At 39.5% G+C, this 23,393-nt stretch carries 17 protein-coding genes; 8 read left to right on the forward strand and 9 right to left on the reverse strand.

Annotation, left to right across the window (positions count from 1 at the left end; translation table 11 throughout):
* On the forward strand, positions 1-1,170 hold the full coding sequence (locus CWD91_RS13085; protein ID WP_103441383.1) for an efflux RND transporter periplasmic adaptor subunit: 1,170 nt from the start codon (positions 1-3) through the stop codon (positions 1,168-1,170).
* Between the two features lie 220 nt (positions 1,171-1,390).
* Here the strand turns inward: CWD91_RS13085 and CWD91_RS13090 are convergent, their stop codons facing one another.
* The 4 genes from CWD91_RS13090 to CWD91_RS13105 all read right to left on the reverse strand — a co-directional run bounded on the left by CWD91_RS13090 (position 1,391) and on the right by CWD91_RS13105 (position 6,254).
* On the reverse strand, positions 1,391-2,641 hold the full coding sequence (locus CWD91_RS13090; protein ID WP_103441384.1) for an NAD(P)/FAD-dependent oxidoreductase: 1,251 nt from the start codon (positions 2,639-2,641) through the stop codon (positions 1,391-1,393).
* Between the two features lies 1 nt (position 2,642).
* Positions 2,643-3,650, reverse strand: a complete 1,008-nt coding sequence (locus tag CWD91_RS13095) for a 4-hydroxyproline epimerase (RefSeq protein ID WP_103441385.1) — start codon at positions 3,648-3,650, stop codon at positions 2,643-2,645.
* 4 nt (positions 3,651-3,654) lie between these two features.
* Entirely contained in the window at positions 3,655-5,238 is a 1,584-nt protein-coding gene (locus CWD91_RS13100) for an aldehyde dehydrogenase (NADP(+)) (protein WP_103441386.1), read from the reverse strand.
* 95 nt (positions 5,239-5,333) lie between these two features.
* Positions 5,334-6,254 carry a dihydrodipicolinate synthase family protein gene (locus CWD91_RS13105; protein ID WP_103441387.1) on the reverse strand — a complete coding sequence of 307 codons (921 nt, stop codon included), beginning with the start codon at positions 6,252-6,254 and terminating at the stop codon, positions 5,334-5,336.
* A gap of 319 nt (positions 6,255-6,573) precedes the next feature.
* Between CWD91_RS13105 and CWD91_RS13110 the strand changes: the two genes are divergently transcribed.
* The 5 genes from CWD91_RS13110 (at position 6,574) to leuB (ending at position 13,397) form a co-directional block, all read left to right on the forward strand.
* Positions 6,574-8,136, forward strand: a complete 1,563-nt coding sequence (locus CWD91_RS13110; protein ID WP_103441388.1) for a M28 family metallopeptidase — start codon at positions 6,574-6,576, stop codon at positions 8,134-8,136.
* Positions 8,137-8,457: 321 nt separating this feature from the next.
* Complete coding sequence (gene leuC, locus CWD91_RS13115; protein ID WP_103441389.1) at positions 8,458-9,864, forward strand: 3-isopropylmalate dehydratase large subunit; 1,407 nt, start codon at positions 8,458-8,460, stop codon at positions 9,862-9,864.
* Positions 9,865-10,034: 170 nt separating this feature from the next.
* Entirely contained in the window at positions 10,035-10,631 is a 597-nt protein-coding gene (gene leuD / locus CWD91_RS13120; protein ID WP_103441390.1) for a 3-isopropylmalate dehydratase small subunit, read from the forward strand.
* Between the two features lie 128 nt (positions 10,632-10,759).
* Complete coding sequence (locus CWD91_RS13125; RefSeq protein ID WP_103441391.1) at positions 10,760-12,301, forward strand: alpha-isopropylmalate synthase regulatory domain-containing protein; 1,542 nt, start codon at positions 10,760-10,762, stop codon at positions 12,299-12,301.
* Positions 12,302-12,341: 40 nt separating this feature from the next.
* Entirely contained in the window at positions 12,342-13,397 is a 1,056-nt protein-coding gene (gene leuB / locus CWD91_RS13130; protein WP_103441392.1) for a 3-isopropylmalate dehydrogenase, read from the forward strand.
* A gap of 105 nt (positions 13,398-13,502) precedes the next feature.
* On the opposite strand, the gene CWD91_RS13135 is transcribed toward leuB, so the two are convergent.
* Positions 13,503-14,699: an MFS transporter gene (locus tag CWD91_RS13135; protein ID WP_103441456.1), complete on the reverse strand. Its 1,197-nt coding sequence runs from the start codon at positions 14,697-14,699 to the stop codon at positions 13,503-13,505.
* Between the two features lie 445 nt (positions 14,700-15,144).
* Between CWD91_RS13135 and CWD91_RS13140 the strand changes: the two genes are divergently transcribed.
* Both CWD91_RS13140 and CWD91_RS13145 read left to right on the forward strand, forming a co-directional pair.
* Positions 15,145-16,272, forward strand: a complete 1,128-nt coding sequence (locus CWD91_RS13140) for an FIST signal transduction protein (RefSeq protein ID WP_103441393.1) — start codon at positions 15,145-15,147, stop codon at positions 16,270-16,272.
* Positions 16,269-18,035 carry a PAS domain-containing hybrid sensor histidine kinase/response regulator gene (locus tag CWD91_RS13145; RefSeq protein ID WP_103441394.1) on the forward strand — a complete coding sequence of 589 codons (1,767 nt, stop codon included), beginning with the start codon at positions 16,269-16,271 and terminating at the stop codon, positions 18,033-18,035. Before CWD91_RS13140 ends, CWD91_RS13145 begins: the two co-directional genes overlap by 4 nt.
* 213 nt (positions 18,036-18,248) lie before the next feature.
* Here the strand turns inward: CWD91_RS13145 and CWD91_RS13155 are convergent, their stop codons facing one another.
* The 4 genes from CWD91_RS13155 to ilvN form a co-directional block, all read right to left on the reverse strand.
* Positions 18,249-19,835 (reverse strand): NADP-dependent glyceraldehyde-3-phosphate dehydrogenase, encoded by a 1,587-nt coding sequence (locus tag CWD91_RS13155; protein ID WP_103441396.1) that lies wholly within the window; start codon positions 19,833-19,835, stop codon positions 18,249-18,251.
* Between the two features lie 164 nt (positions 19,836-19,999).
* Positions 20,000-21,253, reverse strand: coding sequence for a threonine ammonia-lyase IlvA (ilvA, locus tag CWD91_RS13160; protein ID WP_103441397.1), 1,254 nt, complete (start codon positions 21,251-21,253; stop codon positions 20,000-20,002).
* A gap of 67 nt (positions 21,254-21,320) precedes the next feature.
* Positions 21,321-22,796 carry a ketol-acid reductoisomerase gene (ilvC, locus tag CWD91_RS13165; RefSeq protein WP_103441398.1) on the reverse strand — a complete coding sequence of 492 codons (1,476 nt, stop codon included), beginning with the start codon at positions 22,794-22,796 and terminating at the stop codon, positions 21,321-21,323.
* A 46-nt stretch (positions 22,797-22,842) separates the two neighbouring features.
* Positions 22,843-23,367, reverse strand: a complete 525-nt coding sequence (gene ilvN, locus CWD91_RS13170) for an acetolactate synthase small subunit (protein ID WP_103441399.1) — start codon at positions 23,365-23,367, stop codon at positions 22,843-22,845.
* Positions 23,368-23,393: the final 26 nt, after the last annotated feature.

Raw genomic sequence — 23,393 nt, forward strand, 5'->3', positions numbered from 1 at the left:
ATGTCACGTATACTATATATCCCCCTTATATCAATCCTTTTGTTCAATGTTTTGGGCTGTGGGGATTCAAGCAATAAAAATAATACCGTTGATAGTGCTGCCGAGAGTACAGATAAGGCAAACACTATAGCCGTTACAAAAGCCCAATTTGAAGGCGAGAACATGGAATTGGGGAGCCTTAGTGAACAAAATTTCCCTGTTGTGGTAGAGGTTGCTGGAACCATAGATGTTCCGCCTCAAAACAAGGCAATAGTTAGCGCCTTTTCTGGAGGCTATATAAAAAGGACTCCCCTTTTGATAGGGAATAAAGTAAAAAAAGGGCAACCCTTGCTTAGTTTGGAAAATCCCGAATTTGTTCAGATGCAACAAGAATATCTGGAAAGTTTTGAACAGCTTAATTTTCTTAAATCCGAATTTGAAAGACAAAAAAGCTTGTTCGCAGAAAAGATAACCTCTCAAAAGAATTTTTTAAAAGCAGAGAGCGAATACAAACGTAATCTTGCCAGGTATAATGGTTTGCAACAAAAACTAAAAATGCTAAATATCTCCCCAGAAAATGTTGAAAAGGGAATAATTGTTTCCGAGACAACCATTTTTGCACCCATAGATGGCAGTATTACCAAAGTAAATGTTAGTAAAGGAATGTATGTTTCACCTTCGGATGAAATTATGGAAATAATGAATACGGAGCATATTCATTTGGAATTATCGGTGTTTGAAAAGGATATAATGAAAATCAAAAAAAATCAAAAAATACGCTTTAAGATTTCCGAAACCTCACAGGAATATTTTGAAGCGGAGGTGTATTTGGTAGGTACCTCTATTGATGGAGACAGCCGGACTGTCAAGGTTCATGGCCATTTGCATGATGATGAAAACCATAATTTTGCTGTTGGCATGTTTGTAGAGGCCGATATAATTACGGAGAATAAGAATATCAAGGCTTTGCCTATCGATGGGGTTATTGCCCAAGATAACAGGCAGTATGTTTTATCCTTGGTTTCTGAAGGTATTGAGGGACGAATTTTTGAAACTAGAGCGGTGAAGACAGGAGATAGCTATAACGGATTTATTGCCATTACCGATGTGGGGGAATTAAAAGATACCGACCAGTTAATTGTTAAGGGAGGATTTAATTTGATGGGTGAGTCCGGTGGCCATGACCACTGATCAAAGCACCATCTTTTAAAAGGTTGGCTACAATTGCTTTCATACTTCATGGAATATGAAACATAAATAAAGATGCCTATTGGCTTGTGGGAAGAATCAATTCACCATTAACGAGGGAAATGCCAATGGCACCATTATGTTTATTTTCTAGAAAAGTAATGGGGTGAAGAAAAGAGTGGTGAATTTAATATGATGAGGACTAAAGCATTGGAGTTAAATGCTAGAATTGTCTATTTGGGGAAAAGGCATTTATATTCATAGATGTTTTCTTGTCAGAAATTATTTCCGAGACCAATTGTCCGGTAACTGGTCCAAGACTCCAGCCCATCATGGCATGTCCTGTGGCAATGGTCAAATTTTTAAGGGAACTATTTTTTCCAATATATGGCAAGCCATCCGGAGAAACTGGGCGTAGACCACTTTTGGCACGCCCAATCTCGTCTTCATTAATTTCGATTTCTGGATAAAACCGGGTTACAGCTTTCGCAATAGCTTGAACGCGTTGTTTTTTAATAATATCATTGATTCCGGAGAATTCCATGGTTCCTGCAAAGCGGGTATACTCATTCATAGGGGTAACAGCCACCTTGGCTTCCATTAAAATGGCAGGAATGGTAATTCCTGTTGGACGTTGCACGTTTATACTATAGCCTTTACCTGCCTGTATCGGAAGTTTTATCTTCATTTTCTTGGATAATTTATCGCTCCAAGAGCCGGCCGCCAAAACAATTTCATCAGCAGAATATTCGGCCTTATCAGTAATAACTTTGGTTATTTGGCCATTAACTGCCACTATATCCGTGACCTCCTCATTGGTTTTAATGATCACGCCGTTTCTCTTTAAATAATCCAGCATTTTTTCCATGAACTCCGTCGGTGTGGTATGTCCATCGCACTCATAATGAACAGCACCTTTAACATCCATGTTAAGGTTGGGTTGTAATTTGTCCAATGCTTTTTTGTCCAAGGAGCTAACTTCCAGCCCTAAAAAGGAAGCCTTTTTAGCCACCTCCAATTCATGATCTCCTTCTGCGTCCGTTTTATATAACATTAACAAGCCCTTTCTTTCTAACTGAAAATCCCCTAAATCTCCACTATTTTTAATAGCTGCGAAAAGTTCCCTACTCATTAGATTAATTTCCTTGATCAACGGAATGGCAAGGGCAACTTTTTCCTTGGTGGATGATTTGTGAAAATACCATGACCACTTAAAAAAGTCCATATCCCATCTGGGTTTCATATAAAACGGACTGGTTGGATTGAACATCCATTTAAGCCCTTTTAAAATCATTCCCGGGGAAGCAAGGGGAATAATATGACTGGGGGTAATATATCCGGCGTTGACAAAGGAGGCTCCGGATGTAATATTCGATTTGTCCACTATGGTAACCTGATGGCCTTCTTTATGTAAAAAGTAGGCCGAACAGAGTCCTACGATTCCACCACCTATGATCAATACGTTTTTCTCCATTCTATATTACTTGAAATCCGTGTGCATAAGGATCATCATCGTCAATAATAATGTTATTGTATCCGTAAACTTGGGCCCACCCCCTAATACTTGGGACAATGGCCTTTAATCCGGATAGCGTAGTCTCCTCCTCCACTCTGCCAGTAAATTGGGACCCAATAAAACTTTCGTGAATAAAATCTTCCCCCACCTTTAATTTACCCTTGGCGTGCCATTGTGCCATGCGCGCAGAGGTACCAGTACCACAGGGCGATCTGTCTATAGCCTTGTCCCCATAAAAAACAGCATTCCTTGCTGTGGCCTCTGGCGATATGGTGTTGCCTGTCCAAAGGATATGGCTAACACCGTTTATGGTAGTGTTCTCTGGATGGATAAAGTGGTCAGGATATTTTAGATTGATTTTCTCCCTTATTTCTTGACTGTACTGAATCAATTTACTGGCGGAATATTCCTGAATTCCCTCGAAATTTTTTTGTGGATCGAATATAGCATAGTAGTTTCCCCCATAGGCAACGTCGAAAATCAGTTCTCCTAGATCCGAACAGTTTATGGTGAGCTCCAAGGCGGCCAAATAAGATTTGACATTGATCAATTTTACCCAATCCACTTTTTTGCCAGTCTGCTGGTATTGGATGTTCACCAAGCCAGCGGGGGTTTCCATACGAATCCTTCCGGGCTGCTTTGGAGAGATTAGACCTTCCTCTATCCCAATGGTTATAGCTCCGATCGTGCCATGTCCGCACATGGGAAGGCAACCACTGGTTTCTATAAATAAAATACCAAAATCGTTTTCAGGGTCGGAGGGTGGGTAAAAAATACTTCCACTCATCATATCATGACCACGAGGCTCAAACATTAAACCTTTCCGAATCCAATCGAACTCCTTTAGGAAATGCTGGCGCTTATCGCTCATGTTTTTGCCCAATAAATTTGGGCCTCCCCCGGCAACCACCCTAACGGGATTCCCGCAAGTATGGGCATCCACGCAAAAAAAGGTCTTTCTGGCCATTAAATTATAGATTCTGTTTGGTGTGTTCCCCGTTCACAAGTCTCATTATTCCCAACGGATTATTATTTTTTAAGGCCTCCGGCAATAATTCTGAAGGCCAACTTTGGAAAGAGACGGGCCGTACCCATCGCCTAATGGCAGAGGTTCCAACCGAGGTGAACCTACTGTCCGTTGTGGAAGGAAATGGGCCTCCGTGCATCATGGACGGACAAACTTCCACTCCTGTCGGCACCCCATTGAATATTATACGCCCTACCCTATTCACCAAGGCATTTACTACCCCTGTATACGTTTGTATTTCGGTTTCCGTTCCTAAAATAGTACCTGTCAGTTGCCCTTCCAATTCTTGGGTCACTTTTATCAACTCCTCTTTGTCTATGCATTGAACTACGATTGAAAATGGTCCAAAAACCTCTTTATGCAAAACAGGGTTGGCTAAAAAATCCTCGGCCGATACTGTTAATACCTTCTGTTGTGCAAAATTTGGGGATACCTTGCCATTATGTGAAGCTACCTCTACGGTCTTTGGTTGTGAAGACAATTCTTTTTTTCCTTTTTCATAACCTTTATATATGTTGGGATGTAACATACAGGTAGGATCCAATTTTTCTATTTCTGTTCCTAATTTTGAAACAAAACTATCCAGGGCCATTCCCTTTATGCCTAGAATAAGCCCAGGATTGGTGCAAAATTGTCCAGCTCCCAACATAATGGAACCTGCGTATTGGGTTGCCCATTCTGACCCTTTTTGCTCCAAGGCAGATGGTAGGACTATCACGGGATTAATACTGCCCATTTCGGCAAAAACCGGAATTGGCTCCTTTCTTTGGGTAGCCAATCTATAAAGGGCCATTCCTCCATTTGTACTACCTGTGAAACCTATTCCTTTTACTTTCGGGTGTACTGTTAATAGCTGTCCCACTTCTAAATCACTACTATTTAGATTGGAAAATACGCCATCGGGCATACCAGTCTTTTTAGCTGCTATGGCTATAGCTGAGGCTACGAGCTCTCCTGTACCGGCATGCATTGGGTGACTTTTTACAATTACGGGACATCCGGCAGCAAGAGCACTGGCCGTATCTCCCCCAGCGGTAGAAAACGCTAATGGGAAATTGCTGGCACCAAATATGACAATAGGACCAATAGGCAGCAACATTTTTCTTAGGTCTACTTTTGGCAATGGCTCCCTGTCCGGCTGAGCGGTATCAATGGTAGCCTCAACCCATGAGCCCTCCTCCAATAAGGTAGCAAAGGCTCGAAGTTGCCCCATTGTTCTACCACGTTCTCCTTTGGCCCTACCTTCCGGTAAACCTGATTCCTGTACATAAACGGAAATCAATTCATCTCCCAAGGATTCAATTTCGCTGGCAATGGCCTTTAAGAATTCTGCTTTTTTTCTATCTGAAAAAGCGCGATACGTTTCAAACGCTACCGCTGCTTTTTCTACCGCTGCATTTACCTCTTCCTCAGATGCTTCATGGAAAATCCATTCCGTAGGTTTATTTAATTTTGGATTGAAGGTTGAATATGTTCTACTGTTTTTGGCCGATGTATCTACTCCAATATAGTTTTTCCCTGTAATCATTGTAAATTTATGTTATAATTATGCGCTCCAAATGAGCAAATATGTTTCACCAGCTAAAGTAACACTTTAGCTGGTTTTTCACGGTTACAATATGGCTAAACCAATTCTACCCTATAATTCGGAAGGGTTGGTCTTGTCCTCATCCCTTCTTCAATAATTTTTAAGACCCTTTTTCTTTCCTCTCCTTGTAGCGGTAGTCTGGGAGCCCGTACCTGTTCTGTTCCAATGCCCGTAGCAACTTCGGCCAACTTTATGTTTTGGACCAATTGAGGGTTGATGTCCAATTCCAACAAAGGCAAAAACCACCTATAAATGGCTAAGGCCTCCCTAATTTTCCCTGCTTTGGCCAAATTGTGGATGGCAACCGTTTCCGCAGGGAAGGCGCATACTAAACCAGCTACCCAGCCGTCTGCACCCATTAGAATACTCTCCAATCCTAAGGTATCAACACCTGTCAAAACCTTTAAGCGATTGCCAAATCGATTTTTAATTCTTGTAATATTAGAAATATCGCGGGTAGATTCCTTAACCGCCTGGATGTTATCCATCGTTAATAATTCCTCGAACATATCCAAGGTTACTTCTATTCCGTAATCTATAGGGTTATTATAGACCATGATGGGCAAGTCAGTGCTTTTGGCGACTTCCTTAAAGTAGGTTACCGTTTCAAAGTCATTGGCCTTATAACGCATTGGAGGAAGCATCATTAAACCACTGGCCCCGTATTGCACCGCCTTGGAGGCCGCTTCAATGGCGCCTTTAGTAGTTTGTTCCGCAATATTAATTATTACTGGGATTTTTCCATCAACAATAGCTACCGTCTCCTGTATAAGTATTTTCTTTTCATCGTCGGTAAGTGTACTGGCTTCACCTAGGGTGCCACCTAAAATAATGGCGTTGACTCCAGCTTCCATCTGTGCCCGAATATTAACCTCGAACATTTTTATATCCAATTTATCCTCTGATGTGAATTTGGTGGTCACTGCAGGCATTACGCCTTCCCATTTTATTTGCATTGCTATAAGTTTTAAAATTAATTACAAATTTAGTAAAATCACTCCCCTTGGAATAAAGGTATATTAGCCAAACTTGAGAGAATATTAACCAATCCATTCTTAACTGCCTTAATTAAAGGTTAATATAATACTTTAAATGGGCATAGGTTAATACTCAAGTAATTCCGTTTTCGCACTCATTATATTGTTGGGCTGAACTATTAGAAACACCTTAAGTTCAATATAGGTAACACATAGAACAGTTTTATAAAAATAGTAAGATTGTTTCTTTAAGATTTCCCTATTTTTGAAAAATTCTGAAATAATTAAAGTTTACTCAATGAAAAAAATATTGTTTGTTGCTCTTGGGCTTTTCTTGGCCTGCAACTCATCACAAAAAACGATTTCTCAACAGACGGAACCGGTAAAAACCGCAGTAGACCCTCAGGTCTATGCTGAATCCATTACGGAAGCTGAATTAAAAGAACATCTCTATACCTATGCCTCGGACGAATTTGAAGGTAGGGATACAGGAGAACCAGGGCAAAAGAAAGCAGTAGAGTATTTAAAGGCAGAATATGTGCAACTAGAGATTCCTGCCGCCCAAGCTGATGGGGACTACTTCCAAAATGTTCCCTTGGTCATAAATCGGCTCCCGAAAGGCAGTGTTTCCATTAATGGTAAGAATATTGAAAATGGTGATGGTTTGTTAACCTTTTCCGCTGCTAATGGAAGTTATGATAATATTGTATATGTCAATAATGGTATTGAAGAAGCAATCTATTCGGATTATGCCGGGTTGGATGTAAAGGGAAAAATTGTATTGATGAAAGCAGGGGAACCTGTTAATGCTGATGGTACATATAGATTATCGGGCACCAATGAAAAGTCTGTTTGGAGCAATATGTCCGAATCTATTGGAAAAAGAATGGAATTGGCATCAAGCAAAGGTGCCATAGGAGTTTTGTATTTCGATGAAGGCAATTTTGGCCGTTTTAAAAATAGGTTCAATTTTATGCAAGGTAACGATGGCGGTAGTATGGTGCTTAAAGATGAAATGGAATCAGATTTCTTCAGCTTTTTTATTGATGCCATGGTTGCCAACACCATTCTCCCCAATATTTTATCTGAAAATACATCAAAAAACATTCCTACAAAATTGGTTTTGAATATTGAAAGCGATAGTCAAGATGTGGATTCAGAGAATGTAGTGGCCGTGATTAAAGGTTCTGAAAAACCAAATGAGTATGTTATAATCTCGGCACATCTAGATCATGTTGGAGTAAATAATGCAGGGGAGATTTTTAATGGAGCGGATGATGACGGTTCCGGAACTGTTGGACTCTTGGAAATTGCGGAAGCCTTTAAGAAGGCTGTGGATGAAGGCCATGGTCCCAAAAGATCCGTCGTTTTTCTGCATGTTACAGGAGAGGAAAAAGGGCTTTTAGGCTCCAAATACTACGCCGATCATGACCCTATTTTTCCATTGTCCGAAACTGTGGCCAATTTAAATATTGATATGATTGGAAGAATAGATCCCAACCGTAAAGGTGATAGGAATTATATTTACTTAATAGGTTCTGATAAATTGAGCACAGAACTTCATGAGCTATCGGAAGAGGTGAACAGAAAATATATGAATATTGAATTGGATTACACCTTTAATGATGAAAATGATCCCAACCGTTTTTACTACAGAAGCGATCACTACAACTTTGCAAAAAACAATATTCCCATAATTTTTTATTTTAATGGCACACATGCCGATTATCACCAACCTGGTGATACACCGGACAAAATAAATTACGACCTACTGCAAAATAGAACCCGACTTGTCTTTTTTACGGCTTGGGAGTTAGCCAATCGGGATGCTCGTCCAAAGGTAGATAAGGCTGCTAAGTAGAATAGAGACATAAAATTTTGATTAGGGTGGTTGTATTAGTTTCAACCACCTTTTTTTTGTTCCAATTGTAAAAGTTTATATAGGAAAATTGGACTTGTCATCTATAATTTCCAAGCTGGAAATGTAGGCCGTATCCTATAAGTGGAAAATGATGGGTTATATTCAAAACAATCATCAACATTTATGTTGAACATCGTAATTATTCCTATAATAATTTCAAGGATTTATAAGATAGTCTTAATTTTGCATGCTAGTGAAAAGTAGGCAGTAGGCCACTTTATAAAAAAGGAAATCTAAGATCATAAATCATAACCCTATAAAATGAAAAAAACGTTATTTGATAAAGTGTGGGATTCCCACGTTGTTCATAAAATCGAAAATGGGCCGGATGTATTGTTCATAGACCGTCACATGGTTCATGAGGTTACTAGTCCGGTAGCATTTCTAGGCATAAAAAGTAGGGGTATTCCAGTAATGTATCCAGAACGTACTTTTGCCACTGCAGACCACAATACGCCTACCATTAATCAGCATTTGCCGGTTAAGGATCCACTTTCAGCCAATCAGTTGAAAGCATTGGAAGAGAATTCAAAGGCCCATGGCATATCCTATTGGGGACTTGGGCATGAAAAAAATGGTATTGTTCACGTTGTAGGCCCTGAGTACGGAATTACACAACCAGGAGCAACCATAGTATGTGGTGATTCGCATACCTCTACCCATGGAGCATTTGGAGCCATAGCATTTGGTATCGGAACTTCCGAAGTGGAGATGGTTTTGGCTACACAGTGTATTATGCAGCAGAAAGCCAAATCTATGCGTATTAATGTAAATGGAAAACTTGGTAGAGGGGTAACTTCAAAAGATGTAGCCCTATATGTAATTTCCAAACTGTCCACCTCTGGTGCTACAGGATACTTTGTGGAATATGCAGGGGATGTGTTCAGGAATATGACTATGGAAGGTAGGATGACCGTTTGCAACCTAAGCATTGAGATGGGTGCCCGTGGAGGTATGATCGCTCCAGATGAAAAGACTTTTGAGTATATAAAAGGACGCGAATTTACTCCGGTTGGTGCAGCTTGGGATACCGCTATGGAATACTGGGAAACACTTAAAACGGATGAGGGTGCAACTTTTGATAAGGAAATAACTTTTGATGCCACGGATATAGAACCAATGATTACCTACGGAACCAATCCAGGGATGGGTATCGGAATTTCCAATGGTATTCCAATGGCAGAAGCTGTAGAAGGTGGTGTTGCAACTTACAAAAAGTCCCTACAATATATGGCTTTTAATGAGGGTGATAATATGATTGGCAAGCCAATTGATTTTGTGTTCTTGGGAAGTTGTACCAATGGACGTATTGAAGACTTTAGAGCCTTTGCCTCTATTGTAAAAGGTAGAAAAAAGGCAGATAATGTAACCGCATGGTTGGTACCGGGATCACATAAGGTGGAATCGGCCATAAAGGAAGAAGGCATTTTGGATATTTTGCACGAGGCTGGCTTTGAATTACGTGAACCTGGTTGTTCGGCTTGTTTGGCCATGAACGATGATAAGGTGCCTGCCGGAAAATATGCAGTTAGTACTTCGAACCGAAACTTTGAAGGAAGACAAGGTCCTGGGTCAAGAACACTTTTGGCAAGTCCACTTGTTGCCGCTGCCGCTGCCGTAACAGGAAAGGTGACAGATCCAAGGGAGTTGATGCAGGAATTGGTTTAAAAGTACTTTTTGCACTTTCTCTAACTCTAAACAGAATTTATAGGTCGCTAAAAGACGCTCCTAAGAGATTTATTCGGATTTGGTTAAGAAAGTTGATATAAAATAAGAAATAAAAAATAAAGTTTAATTTTCGTTTTGCGCTAAGCGCTTAGCACATAAGTTTAAATAATATGGCATACGATAAATTTAATATACTTAAAACAACAGCGGTTCCACTTCCTATAGAAAATGTGGATACCGATCAAATTATACCAGCCCGATTTCTTAAGGCTACAGAACGTAAAGGTTTTGGGGACAATTTGTTCCGGGATTGGCGCTATAACCCTGATAACAGTCCAAAAAAGGACTTCGTTCTAAACGACCCTACTTATAGCGGTAAGATTTTGGTGGGTGCTAAGAATTTTGGGTCAGGTTCTTCTAGGGAGCACGCTGCCTGGGCAGTCTATGACTATGGATTTAGGTGTGTGGTATCCAGTTTTTTTGCAGATATCTTTAAAAACAACTGCTTGAATATTGGAGTATTGCCCGTACAGGTGAGCGCCCCATTCTTGGAAAAAATTTACACTGCCATTGAAGCAGACCCCAAAACGGAGTTAGTGGTCAACTTGCCAGAACAGACTATTACCTTGTCCACTACTGGTGAATCGGAAAGTTTTGACATCAACCATTATAAGAAAGATAATATGCTTAATGGCTTTGATGACATTGACTACCTATTGAACATTAAAGAAAATATTCGGGAATTTGCCCAAACCACCCCATTGTAAAATATCGGGTTGTGTTATTCTCGCCAAGTGTTTCATGTTGCTTGCCCTTCTTCTTGATATGCCAAGGTGGGGATTTATTACTTATTAGGTTATTGGACAATAGAAATACGCTTACTAGTTCAACATAAATGAAAAGAAGAAAAATTGAAATAATGGACACCACCCTTAGGGACGGGGAGCAAACTTCCGGGGTGTCCTTTTCAGCATCCGAAAAGCTTACCTTGGCGAAGTTGTTGTTGGATGAGTTGAACGTGGACAGAATAGAAATTGCTTCTGCCCGGGTATCGGAAGGAGAATTTTCTGCCGTGCAACAGATTGCAGAATGGGCCAAAACTAAAGGGTATATAGACCGTGTTGAGGTTTTGACCTTTGTTGATGGAGGCGTTTCTATTGATTGGATGAAAAAATCCGGTGCCAAGGTCCAGAATTTGTTGACAAAAGGTTCTATGAACCATTTAACGCATCAACTTAAAAAAACTCCCGAGCAACATTTCAAAGAAATAGGAAATACCATAGCGGCAGCGGCCGAGGAAGCTATTACCACCAATGTATATTTGGAGGACTGGAGCAATGGTATGCGGAGTTCCAAGGAATACGTATTCCAATTCTTGGATTTTTTGTCTACCCAGCCCGTAAAAAGAGTTTTGCTTCCGGATACTCTGGGAATATTGACATATAACGAAACTTACGATTATATATCGGAAATAGTTCAGCGTTATCCCAAGATGCATTTTGATTTCCATGGTCATAACGATTACGATTTAAGTGTTTCCAATGTTATGGAGGCCTTAAAGGCCGGTTGCCATGGACTTCATTTAACAGTAAATGGTATGGGCGAGAGAGCTGGTAACGCTCCAATGGCCAGTGCCATAGCGGTTATAAATGATTTTATGCCGGAAATAGAGGTAGGAGTAAACGAATCTTCCCTGTACAAAGTTAGTAAGTTGGTATCCGCATTTACCGGATTTGGAATACCGGCCAATAAGCCTATTGTGGGAGATAATGTCTTTACCCAAACTGCTGGAATACATGCGGATGGGGATAGTAAAAAGAACCTGTACTTTAACGATTTAATGCCAGAGCGATTTGGCAGAAAACGTAAATATGCCTTAGGTAAAACATCGGGCAAAGCCAATATTCAAAAGAATTTACAGGAACTTGGATTAACACTTAACGACGATGAATTAAAAAAGGTCACTGCCCGTATAATTGAGTTAGGAGATAAAAAGGAAAAGGTTACCAAAGAGGACTTGCCTTATATTATTTCCGATGTATTGGATAGCGATACCTACCATCAGAAAGTTTTTGTAAAATCTTATGTGCTTACCCATTCCAAGGGATTAAAGCCATCCACTACCTTAGCTCTTGAAATTAATGGAGAACTCATAGAGGAACACGCCCAAGGTGATGGGCAATATGATGCCTTTATGAATGCGTTGAGAAAAGTATATAAATCCAAAAAAATGGAATTGCCCGTTTTGATAGATTACGCAGTGCGAATTCCACCAGGTAGTAATTCTGACGCCCTTTGCGAAACCATTATAACATGGAAAAGCGATGAAAAAGAATTTATTTCTAGGGGGCTGGACTCCGATCAAACGGTCTCGGCCATTAAGGCAACCGAGAAAATGTTAAATATCATAATCCAAGAGAAACACAAACAATTTTAACCATGCCAGTCGAAAGGCGTTTGGCAAAAAGCAAATATAAATGAAATTAAAAATTGCCCTTTTAGCAGGAGATGGAATTGGACCTGAAGTAATTGATCAGGCGGTAAAAGTATCCAATGCGATAGCCAAAAAATACAATCATGAGATTAATTGGACCCCGGCACTTACCGGTGCTGCTGCTATTGATGCCGTAGGAGAACCTTACCCAGACGAAACTCATGCCATTTGTGAAGCAGCAGATGCCGTTTTATTCGGTGCCATTGGGCATCCAAGATTCGACAATGACCCCTCTGCCAAAGTCCGACCAGAACAAGGGTTGTTAAAAATGCGTCAAAAATTGGGTCTATTTGCCAATGTTAGGCCCACCTTTACTTTTCCTTCACTAATAGATAAATCCCCTTTAAAACGTGAGCGTATAGAAGGTACAGATTTGATTATTCTTAGGGAACTTACAGGAGGAATATATTTTGGAAAAAGAGGTAGGGAAGATAATGGAAATACGGCCTACGATACTTGTACCTATACTAGGGCTGAAATTACCCGATTGGCCAAGAAGGGTTTTGAAATGGCCATGACCAGATCAAAAAAACTATGTTGTGTGGATAAGGCCAACGTTTTGGAATCTTCCAGATTATGGAGAGAAACGGTACAAGCCATGGAAAAGGATTATCCTGAAGTTACTGTTTCTTATGAATTTGTAGATGCCGTTGCCATGAGACTGGTACAATGGCCAAGTTCCTATGATGTGATAATCACTGAAAACCTCTTTGGGGATATTTTAACGGACGAGGCTTCTGTAATATCAGGATCAATGGGCTTAATGCCTTCGGCATCTGTGGGAAATAAAATTAGATTGTATGAACCAATTCACGGATCTTACCCACAAGCTGCAGGAAAGGATATTGCCAATCCATTGGCAACTGTACTATCGGCTGCAATGATGTTCGAAGATTTCGATTTAAAAGAAGAGGCTCAAGCTATTAGGGACGTTGTAAATAAATCCCTCGCGGAAGGAGTGGTTTCAGAAGATTTGGCAGAAGGTGGAAAAGCTTTTAAAACCAGTGAAATAGGTGATTGGTTGGCTAAGAATATATAGTGGAAATTTCATTCCTGCCTAGGCAGGAATCCATAAAAGAGGGCGTCTAATTGGATTTGGATGCCCTCTTTTATTTTTCATCAGTCTTATCCTTAACCTTAATATTTAAGAGTTAAAAGCCATTTTTCTTTTAGGGTTGACAGTTCTACTATTGGAGAACACTAATATTAATACAGCAATGGCAATACCCGTACCGGCCATTAGAGCTCCAACCAGACTTGCGGATGTAAATCCGTACCCCATGGCAATGGGCATTCCTGCAAAGAATGCTCCTGATGCATTGCCCATATTAAAGGCACTTTGGTTCATGGAAGACCCCAACATTTCAGAACCCTTGGATGCTTTTATAATGGCCAATTGAATAGGGGTTCCTACCATAAAGGAAACTATTCCTATTATAAAAGTCAGTAAAAGAATGGCTATTGGGTTTGCGGCTACCAAAAAATTGATTATCAGCACCATAACCATCAGGGATAAACTAATGATTACTGCCTTTAATGGGTAAAATATCTCAGCCATTTTGGCACCGATAAAATTGCCGAACACCATTCCCAAACCTGCCAATATCATGGCATAACTCACCATGCTTTCGGAATGTCCCGAGACATTGGTCAATAAAGGGGCAATATAGCTGTACCATGCAAAGAATCCTCCTGTACCAATGGTAGTAAGTAATATAAGCAACCATATTTCCACTCTTTTAAAAACCTTCAGATCCTTAATAAATCCTTCTGAAGAGGATTTTTCCATTTGTGGAATCCAAAAGTATATACTGAGCATTGCAATGACACCTACAATACCTACCAATAGAAAGGATAGGTTCCAATTGTAATGATGTCCGAGATATGTTCCTATAGGTACACCAATCACGTTGGCAATAGTTAGGCCGGCAAACATGGTGGCAATAGCTTGGGCCGCTTTTCCTTCTTTGGCCAGCTTTCCTGCCACTACCGCTCCAATTCCAAAAAATGCTCCATGTGGCAATCCTGACATAAACCTCGAAATCATTAAAGTTGTATAGCTTGTTGAAAACGCCGAAAGTGTATTGAACACAGTAAACCATATCATAAGATACAGCAATACCTTATGTGCTGGCCATTTTCCACTTAAGGCGGTCAAGGTTGGTGCTCCAACAACAACGCCTAGTGCATAGGCAGCAATAAAATGGCCGGCTTGTGGAATACTTATTTGAAGGGAACTGGCCACATCGGGTAAAATTCCCATAATTACAAATTCGGTCATACCTATACCAAAGCCACCCACCCCTAGGGCAATTAGCGCTTTTTTGTTTGATTTGTCCATATCCATAATATTAACATTTAATAAATTATTACAGTTACAATATTACTACAAGGTATTTTCTCTTTGCTATGGAGAATTATCCTATTTATATGCATTTATATCCTGTAAAAAAAGCGGCAAAATTAATACTCTTTATGTAAATACCACGCTTTTATAATAGATATCGAGTTTTGTTGGGAAACATTTAATATTTCCCAAGCCCGATAATTAGCAGTTGCAATTATTTAGAAATTTTATTTAGGATTACCCCTCAAAGTCTATATGGGGCGTTTAAGGAATTAGTGGTGATATTATCACTTTTTGTTATTAAAGGACATTAATGCGGCCCAATATCCCTAATTTTTTAAAAACTATACGATTTACTGTTATTCAACGTTGATGTTTTAGGAAAGTTTAAAATTTGGATTACATTAAATTAAGTATTTTTCCTACAAAAATATTTATTATGAAAATTTATCAGCACAAAATACTTCATCTTGAAGACCTTGATCAATTGGATATCGATTTTATTCCTGAAGTATTTTTTCTCTTTGCATCTCCCTCATTTGTGGGTACAGAAGTATTTGTGGGCAAATTGGCCCAGAAATTTGAAAATGCCATTTTGATCGGATGTTCCACTGCAGGTGAGATTTTAGGTAATGAGGTACTGGATTCTACTATTGCCTTAACGGCAGTTAGGTTTGAAAAAACTAAGATTAGAATTGAAGAGGTTGATCTGGTTTCCCATAACCTGAATAGTTTTGAGGCCGGCAAAGCACTCAGCAATAAATTGAAAGGAACTGATCTAAGGCATATTTTTGTTCTTAGTGATGGACTTATCGTAAACGGTGCCGAATTGGTAAAGGGCCTGCATACTGATCTGGATAAATCTGTAAGTATAACAGGTGGATTGGCAGGGGATTGTTCAAACTTTAAAAACACCTTTGTAATCTCCGGGGCAAAAATAGCTTCCAAAAAGATAGTAGCCCTAGGTTTATATGGATCTGAATTAAAAATTGGCTTTGGATCTAAAGGAGGTTGGGACAGTTTTGGTATAGAAAGATTGGTGACGAAATCCGAAAATAACGTTCTCTATGAATTGGACGGACAACCAGCCTTGGAACTCTATAAATCTTTTTTGGGTGATATGGCCAAGGATTTACCCGGTTCAGGTCTTCTATTTCCATTGAGTATGAGGGATGAGGATAATCAAATACCAGTGGTAAGGACTATTTTGGCCGTTGATGAAAAAAGTGGAAGTCTAACTTTTGCAGGAAACATTCCCCAAGGTTCTTATGTAAGATTAATGAAGGCCAATATAGATAGGATTATTGGAGGTGCCGAACAATCCGCGATTACTACGAAGGACAGTACTGAAGACCAGCATCAATTGGCATTTTTAATAAGCTGTGTAGGTCGCAGGCTAGTTATGAAACAATTGGTGGAAGAGGAAGTAGAGGCTGTAAACGATGTGTTCGACAATGATATTTATACTACCGGCTTTTATTCCTATGGCGAGATCGCTCCTTTTGATAAGTTTTCACCCTGTACCCTTCACAATCAAACTATGACCATAACAACCTTTTCCGAATGAGCAATAATTACCACAGATTACTCAATAGGCAGCTAAAAAAGGTAGATTTGGATGACAGGACCAGAGATCTTATCACACCCTTATTGCATCAAGTTAATGAAGCTTATAAGGCATTTGACAGTGATTTGGAGCATGTGGAGAATGTTTTGGAAAAAAGTTCCCAGGAATTATTTCAAACCAATCAGCAATTAAAAAATAGTATAGAGTCCATTAGTGGTCAATTATCCAAAGTAGCTGGAAATATAAAGGATGTTATTTTTGAAATGGACCTGAAAGGAAATTGGTCCTATCTTAATCCTGCTTGGCAAAAGTTGACAGGACTAAAGGTCATGGACTGTTTGGGAAAACCATTTCATCAATCTTTAAAGGATGACCAAGGAAGGGACTACACCGGTCTAATAGATTTAAAGAGGCCCAATTTCAAAACTATTAGTAAAATTTTTAAATCCCAAACTATTGGTGGCCATCACAAATGGCTGGATTTTTCTTTGAAGGTTATCAAGTCTGAAGACGGTAACATTGAAGGATATATTGGTGCTATTGTAGATATTAGCAAAATAAAGGAAACAGAGTTGGCCTTAATAGAGGCCAAGGAAAAAGAATCTATGGCCAACAAGGCCAAAGACGAGTTTCTAACGACAATGTCCCACGAAATCAGAACCCCCCTCAATGCGGTTATAGGTATTAGCCACTTGCTACTGCTGGAAAATCCAAAAAAGGAACAGTTGGAAAACCTGAGTACTCTTAAGCATTCCTCGGAACACTTGTTGTGTTTGGTAAATGATATTTTGGATTTTAATAAAATTGCCTCCGGTCAATTGGAATTGGAGGAAAGGGATTTTAGTCTAAATCAAGTCCTGAATGGTTTACAAAGTATATTTCACAATACGGCCAAAGATAAAGACTTGAGGCTGCTTGTAAAGACAGACACAACGCTTCCCAAAACATTTATTGGTGACAGTACCAGATTGTCACAAATCCTGACCAACCTTGTCAGCAATGCTATTAAGTTTACTGAGGAGGGCAAGGTCACAGTAGATATAGAGGCCCTGGAAATAGCGGACGAATACTGCGTTTTGGAATTTAATATATCCGATACCGGAATTGGAATTCCCGTAGATAAACGGGATAAAATATTCCTTTCGTTTGCCCAAGCCAATTCCGATACCACTAGAAAATATGGAGGCACGGGACTGGGCCTTGCCATTTGTAAACGCTTGTTGGAAATAATGGATAGCGATTTAAAATTGGAAAGTGAAGTGGGTAAAGGATCTACCTTTAGTTTTACACTGAAACTACTGAAGAGCTCCATGGCGGATTATCAGGAAGATGTTTATGACTTTGAAGCCAAGTCCATTCATCAGCAGGAACATTTGAAAGGGGCCAGAATTCTGGTCGCCGAGGATAACAAAGTAAATATTATGGTCATTGAGAAGTTTCTTTCCAAATGGCAGGTCGATTTTGATATTGCAGAAAATGGATTAATAGCCATTAATATGGCCATGGAAAATACTTACGATATGATTTTGATGGATCTTCAAATGCCTGTAATGAATGGTTTTGAAGCAAGTAAGGCCATAAGGGAATCGGGCAATCCGCTCAATAAGGTAATGCCCATCTACGCCTTATCGGCCTCCACAGGAATGGATATTAAAAACCAATTGGGGGAATATGGAATAGATGGTCTTATATGCAAGCCATTCAATCCCACTGAACTGTTTAAAACATTGACGAGCATTCTTCAGCAAAAATATGTTCACTAAGTCCACAAATTAATGGTTTGTTTTATTGGGAGTATATTTCTTTTTAAATTGGTATAAAAGATATCGTTGGCCCATATCCGAATACCACAAGGTTTTTGATGTTTACAAGAGTATAATAAAAAGCATAAAAAAAGGCCCACTTTACAAATGCTTGGTTGGGCCTTTAATTTTTAAAGGAACTCTAGAGATTAAGAATTCCGAAAACTACTCCGTTTACAAGATATAGTCGGTACTAATAAAGTTGGACAACCTGGATTCCAATAATTGTTCCACCGTTTCATTATTAAGGTCATTGTCTTTAAAGGCAACAAATGTTCGTATGGAAAAGGAACGCAGTGCGTCATAAACACTTAAGGTAGCTTGAGCGGAGTCCTTTCTTCCCGTAAATGGATAAACATCTGGACCACGTTGGCAAGAACTATTAAGGTTTACTCTGCATACTAAGTTTACCAAAGTATCTATTAAAGGGGCAATGGCATAAACATCCTTACCAAACAGACTTACTTGTTGTCCATAATTTGACTCGGCCATATCATCCAAGGGTTCTTCAATATCCCTAAAGGTTACGATTGGAATTACGGGCCCAAATTGCTCTTCCTTGTAGACCCTCATTTCTTTGTTTACTGGAAACAGTATGGCTGGCCAAATGTAATTATCGGAATGCGTACCTCCTTTTTTGTTCATTATTGAAGCACCTTTTTCCCTTGCATCATCTATTAATTCCTGGATATAGGCCGGTTTTCCGGGTTCTGGCAAAGGAGTTAATTTTACGCCATCTTCCCAAGGGTTTCCAAATTTTAGGGAATCTACCTTCTCGGCAAATCGCTTGTTAAACTCACTGGCTATATCCTCGTGGACATAAATTATTTTTAGGGCGGTACAACGCTGTCCGTTAAAGGATAATGTCCCTGCAATACATTCGCTAATGGTTAGATCCAAATCCGCATCCGGTAGTATAATGGCAGGATTTTTGGCCTCCAAACCAAGCACTAGGCGAAGTCTGTTGCTTTTTGGATGTTGATTTTGTAGGGCATTTGCAGATTTACTATTGCCGATCAAAGCCAAAACATCAACTTTTCCGGTTTGCATAATTGGAGCGGCCACTGCCCTACCCCTACCAAATACAATATTTACAACTCCTTTAGGGAAGCTGCTTTGAAAAGCTTCCAAAAGTGGTGTAATCAACAAAACACCATGTTTTGCAGGCTTAAAAATTGTCGTATTCCCCATGATTATAGCGGGAATAAGTAAGGCAAAAGTTTCATTCAAGGGGTAGTTATAAGGCCCTAAGCACAGTACAACCCCAAGAGGTCCCCTTCTAATATGGGCGTAAACACCATCGTTTTTTTCAAATTTGGCTGCATCCCTATCAAGTTGTTTGTAATCCTCTATGGTATCGTTAATATATTCTACCGTTCTGTCGAACTCCTTTTGGGAATCTGGGAGCGATTTACCAATTTCCCACATTAATAGTTTAACAATTTCCTCCCTTTTGGTCTGCATTTTCTTTACAAAAATCTCCATGCAATCTATGCGCTCCTTAACGCGCATGGTTGGCCAAATGCCCTTACCCTTGTCATAAGCTGCCAAAGCGGCGTCCAAAGCTTCCAAGGCTTCTTTTTCCTCCATGTCAGGGATGCTTCCCAATAAGGTAGGTTCATAATTATCAGTACTGGATATGGTTGAGTATACCTCAGAAGTTTTACCTTTCCATGTCCTTAATTCTCCATTGACCAGATAGGTTTTTTGATGAATGACTTCATTAATTTTAAATTCTGATGGTATGTTTGATTTGCCCATGTTTGATTTTTTATAACAAATGAAATGGTTAAAATTTAAATTCCATTCCACTAAATTAATAAAACAAGATTTTTAATTCTCTATAATATTGATGGAATATTTGTAACAATGCCACGAAAACGCTTTCGCTCCTTACATTATCATAAAAAATATGTGAAATGTGATTAAATTAGATACTGAAATAAATCTGGTTTATCGTTGATGTATTCTCCAAAAAAGTTGTTTTCCTTCATTCTCCTTATAAGGGGATCCAAATCCTCGGGGCTTTTTAATTCTATACCCACAACTGCTGGAGCATTTTCTTTACTCGACTTTTTTGAGTATTCAAAATGTGTAATGTCATCGTTGGGACCAAGTATTTCCGCCACAAACTCCTTAAGGGCGCCGGGGCGTTGGGGAAAGCGTACAATAAAATAATGCTTTAATTTACCGTACAGCAATGCACGTTCCTTTATCTCGGCTGTACGGGTAATATCGTTATTGCTGCCACTCACAATGCACACCACATTTTTGCCCTTGATTGCTTCCTTAAAGTCATCCAACACCGTAATGGTAAGTGCTCCCGCCGGTTCAACTACAATGGCATCCCTGTTGTACAGATCCAAAATGGTCTGACAAACTTTACCTTCAGGAACGGTGACCATATCATAAAGGTATTCCCTGCAAATATCAAAAGTAAGGTTGCCAACCCGTTTTACAGCAGCACCATCAATAAATTTGTCTATATGTTCCAATTCGGTATTAATTCCCCTTTCAATTGAGGTCTTCATGGATGGGGCTCCTTCCGGCTCAACGCCTATAATTTTGGTCTGGGGCGACAATGTTTTAAATACCGCACAAAGGCCCGATGCCAAACCGCCACCACCTACAGCTACAAAGACATAATCTATAGGTTTTTTTGATTGTTCCAATATTTCCAATGCTACGGTAGCCTGTCCTTCTATTATTTTGGGATCATCAAAAGGATGTACATAGGTCTTTTTTTTATCGGCACAGAATTTCTTGGCAGCATCTGAAGAATCGTCAAAGGTATCTCCCTCCAACACCACGGTTACCCAGTCCCCGCCAAATAGTTTTGTCTGTTCTACCTTTTGTTTAGGGGTAACGGAAGGCATATATATGGTGCCGTGTATTCCTAAATGATTACATGCGAATGCCACACCTTGTGCGTGATTCCCAGCACTGGCACATACAACACCATTGACTGTTTCATCTTTGGTCAGGGAGCTAATTTTATTAAAGGCACCTCTAATTTTGTAGCTTCTTACCCTGTGTAAATCTTCCCTTTTCAATAGAATATTGGCATCGTAGGCCTTGGAGTATCTAATGCTCTGCATTAAAGGTGTAATATCCGCCACTTGCCTAATGGTTTCTGCAGCCATTTTAATGTCCTCCAATTTGGGAAAATATGGTTTCATATGTATATATAAACAAAGACCTGCCGAGTTAATTCAACTGGCAGGTCTTCAGATTAGTATTGTCTTATTATACTATAGGTTTCATAGCAGTCATCGAGGCACGTAATCTTGCACCCACTATTTCTACCGGATGTTCGCGTAAAGCTTTATTAACAGCAATTAGTTTTGCGTTATCAACACTTAGGTGTTTTTGATCTGCAAAATGTTTTCCAATTACGTCGGTCTCTATAGTTTTCATGAAATCGGACAACAACGGCTTACATGCGTGATCAAATAAATAGCAACCGTATTCCGCTGTATCGGATATTACCCTGTTCATTTCGAATAATTTTTTTCTAGCAATTGTGTTGGCAATCAACGGAGTTTCATGAAGTGACTCGTAGTAAGCGGATTCGGCGATAATTCCAGATTCTGTCATAGCTTCGAATGCCAATTCCACTCCAGCCCTTACCATAGCCACCATTAAAACGCCATGGTCATAAAATTCCTGTTCAGAAATTTTATCGGATCCAGCAGGAGTTTTTTCGAAAGCGGTTTCCCCTGTAGCAGCTCTCCACGTTAATAGATTTTTGTCGTCATTGGCCCAGTCCTCCATCATAGTTTTGGAGAAATGACCACTCATGATATCGTCCATATGCTTGTGAAAAAGTGGACGCATAATATCCTTCAATTCTTCTGAAAGTTCAAAAGCCTTAATTTTTGCAGGGTTGGACAAACGATCCATCATATGGGTAATACCTCCATATTTTAAACCTTCCGTAACGGTTTCCCATCCGTACTGAATTAGCTTGGAAGCATATCCTTTATCAATTCCTTTTTCAATCATTTTATTGAAACAAAGAATGGAACCTGTTTGCAACAAACCACAAAGAATAGTCTGTTCTCCCATTAGGTCAGATTTTACTTCGGCAACAAAAGAAGATTCCAAAACACCTGCCTTATGTCCTCCAGTGGCTACGGCATAAGCTTTAGCTTGGGCCAATCCTTTATCCTGTGGGTCGTTGTTGGGGTGTACTGCGATCAATGTTGGTACACCAAAACCTCTTTTGTATTCTTCACGCACTTCAGAACCTGGGCATTTTGGCGCCACCATAATAACCGTTAAATCTTCACGGATCTGCATTCCTTCCTCAACAATATTAAACCCATGTGAGTATGATAATGTAGCTCCTTTCTTCATTAATGGCATAATCGCAGAGACTACGCTGGTATGTTGTTTATCCGGTGTTAAATTGATAACCACATCGGCAGTTGGAATAAGTTCCTCATAGGTTCCTACCTTAAAACCATTTTCACTAGCGTTTACAAAGGATTGCCTTTTTTCTTTTATTGCTGCATCCCTAAGGGTATAAGAAATATCCAATCCGGAATCGCGCATATTAAGACCTTGGTTAAGACCCTGGGCCCCACATCCCACGATTACAATTTTTTTGCCTTTTAAGGCGGATACACCATCAGAAAATTCAGTAGATTCCATAAACCTACATTTTCCCAATTGGGTCAGTTGTTCTCTTAATGATAGTGTATTAAAGTAATTTGCCATTTTTTAAACTGGATTTTAAATCCCGATTAGCTTCGGGGTTGATTATTTATTGATTAAACTCTTTTAATAATGATGAAATTTTCATTTCCGATTTGGTAACTGCTATCCGCCCAGAGCGTACAAATTGCATAATGCCATAGGGTTTCAATTGTTGGTACATGTCATCGATTTCATTTCTTCTACCGGTTTTTGCCAATACAAAGAAATCCCTGGACACAGTAACAATTTGCGAATTACTCTCCTTAATGATGTTTTGAATATTTCGTTCATCGAACAATAAGGTTGAAGCTACTTTAAATAATGCCGATTCCTGATATATGGTCTCTTCATCGGTATGGTAAAAGGCTTTAATGACCTCAATTTGTTTTTCAACCTGTCCAACAATATTGCGAACCCAATCTTCAGTGGTATACACAACAATGGTGAATTTGGACACGTGCTCTATTTCCGATTTTGAAACATTTAAACTTTCAATGTTTATGTGACGTTTTAAAAATATTCCAGATATTCTGTTCAGTAATCCTACGCTATTCTCGGAGTATACTGAAATTGTAAACCATTTTTTTTCCATCTCCTCATCCCAATCCTTTTTATAAA

Origin of the sequence: Arenibacter hampyeongensis, from assembly GCF_002909255.1 — a bacterium.
GTDB lineage: Bacteria > Bacteroidota > Bacteroidia > Flavobacteriales > Flavobacteriaceae > Arenibacter > Arenibacter hampyeongensis.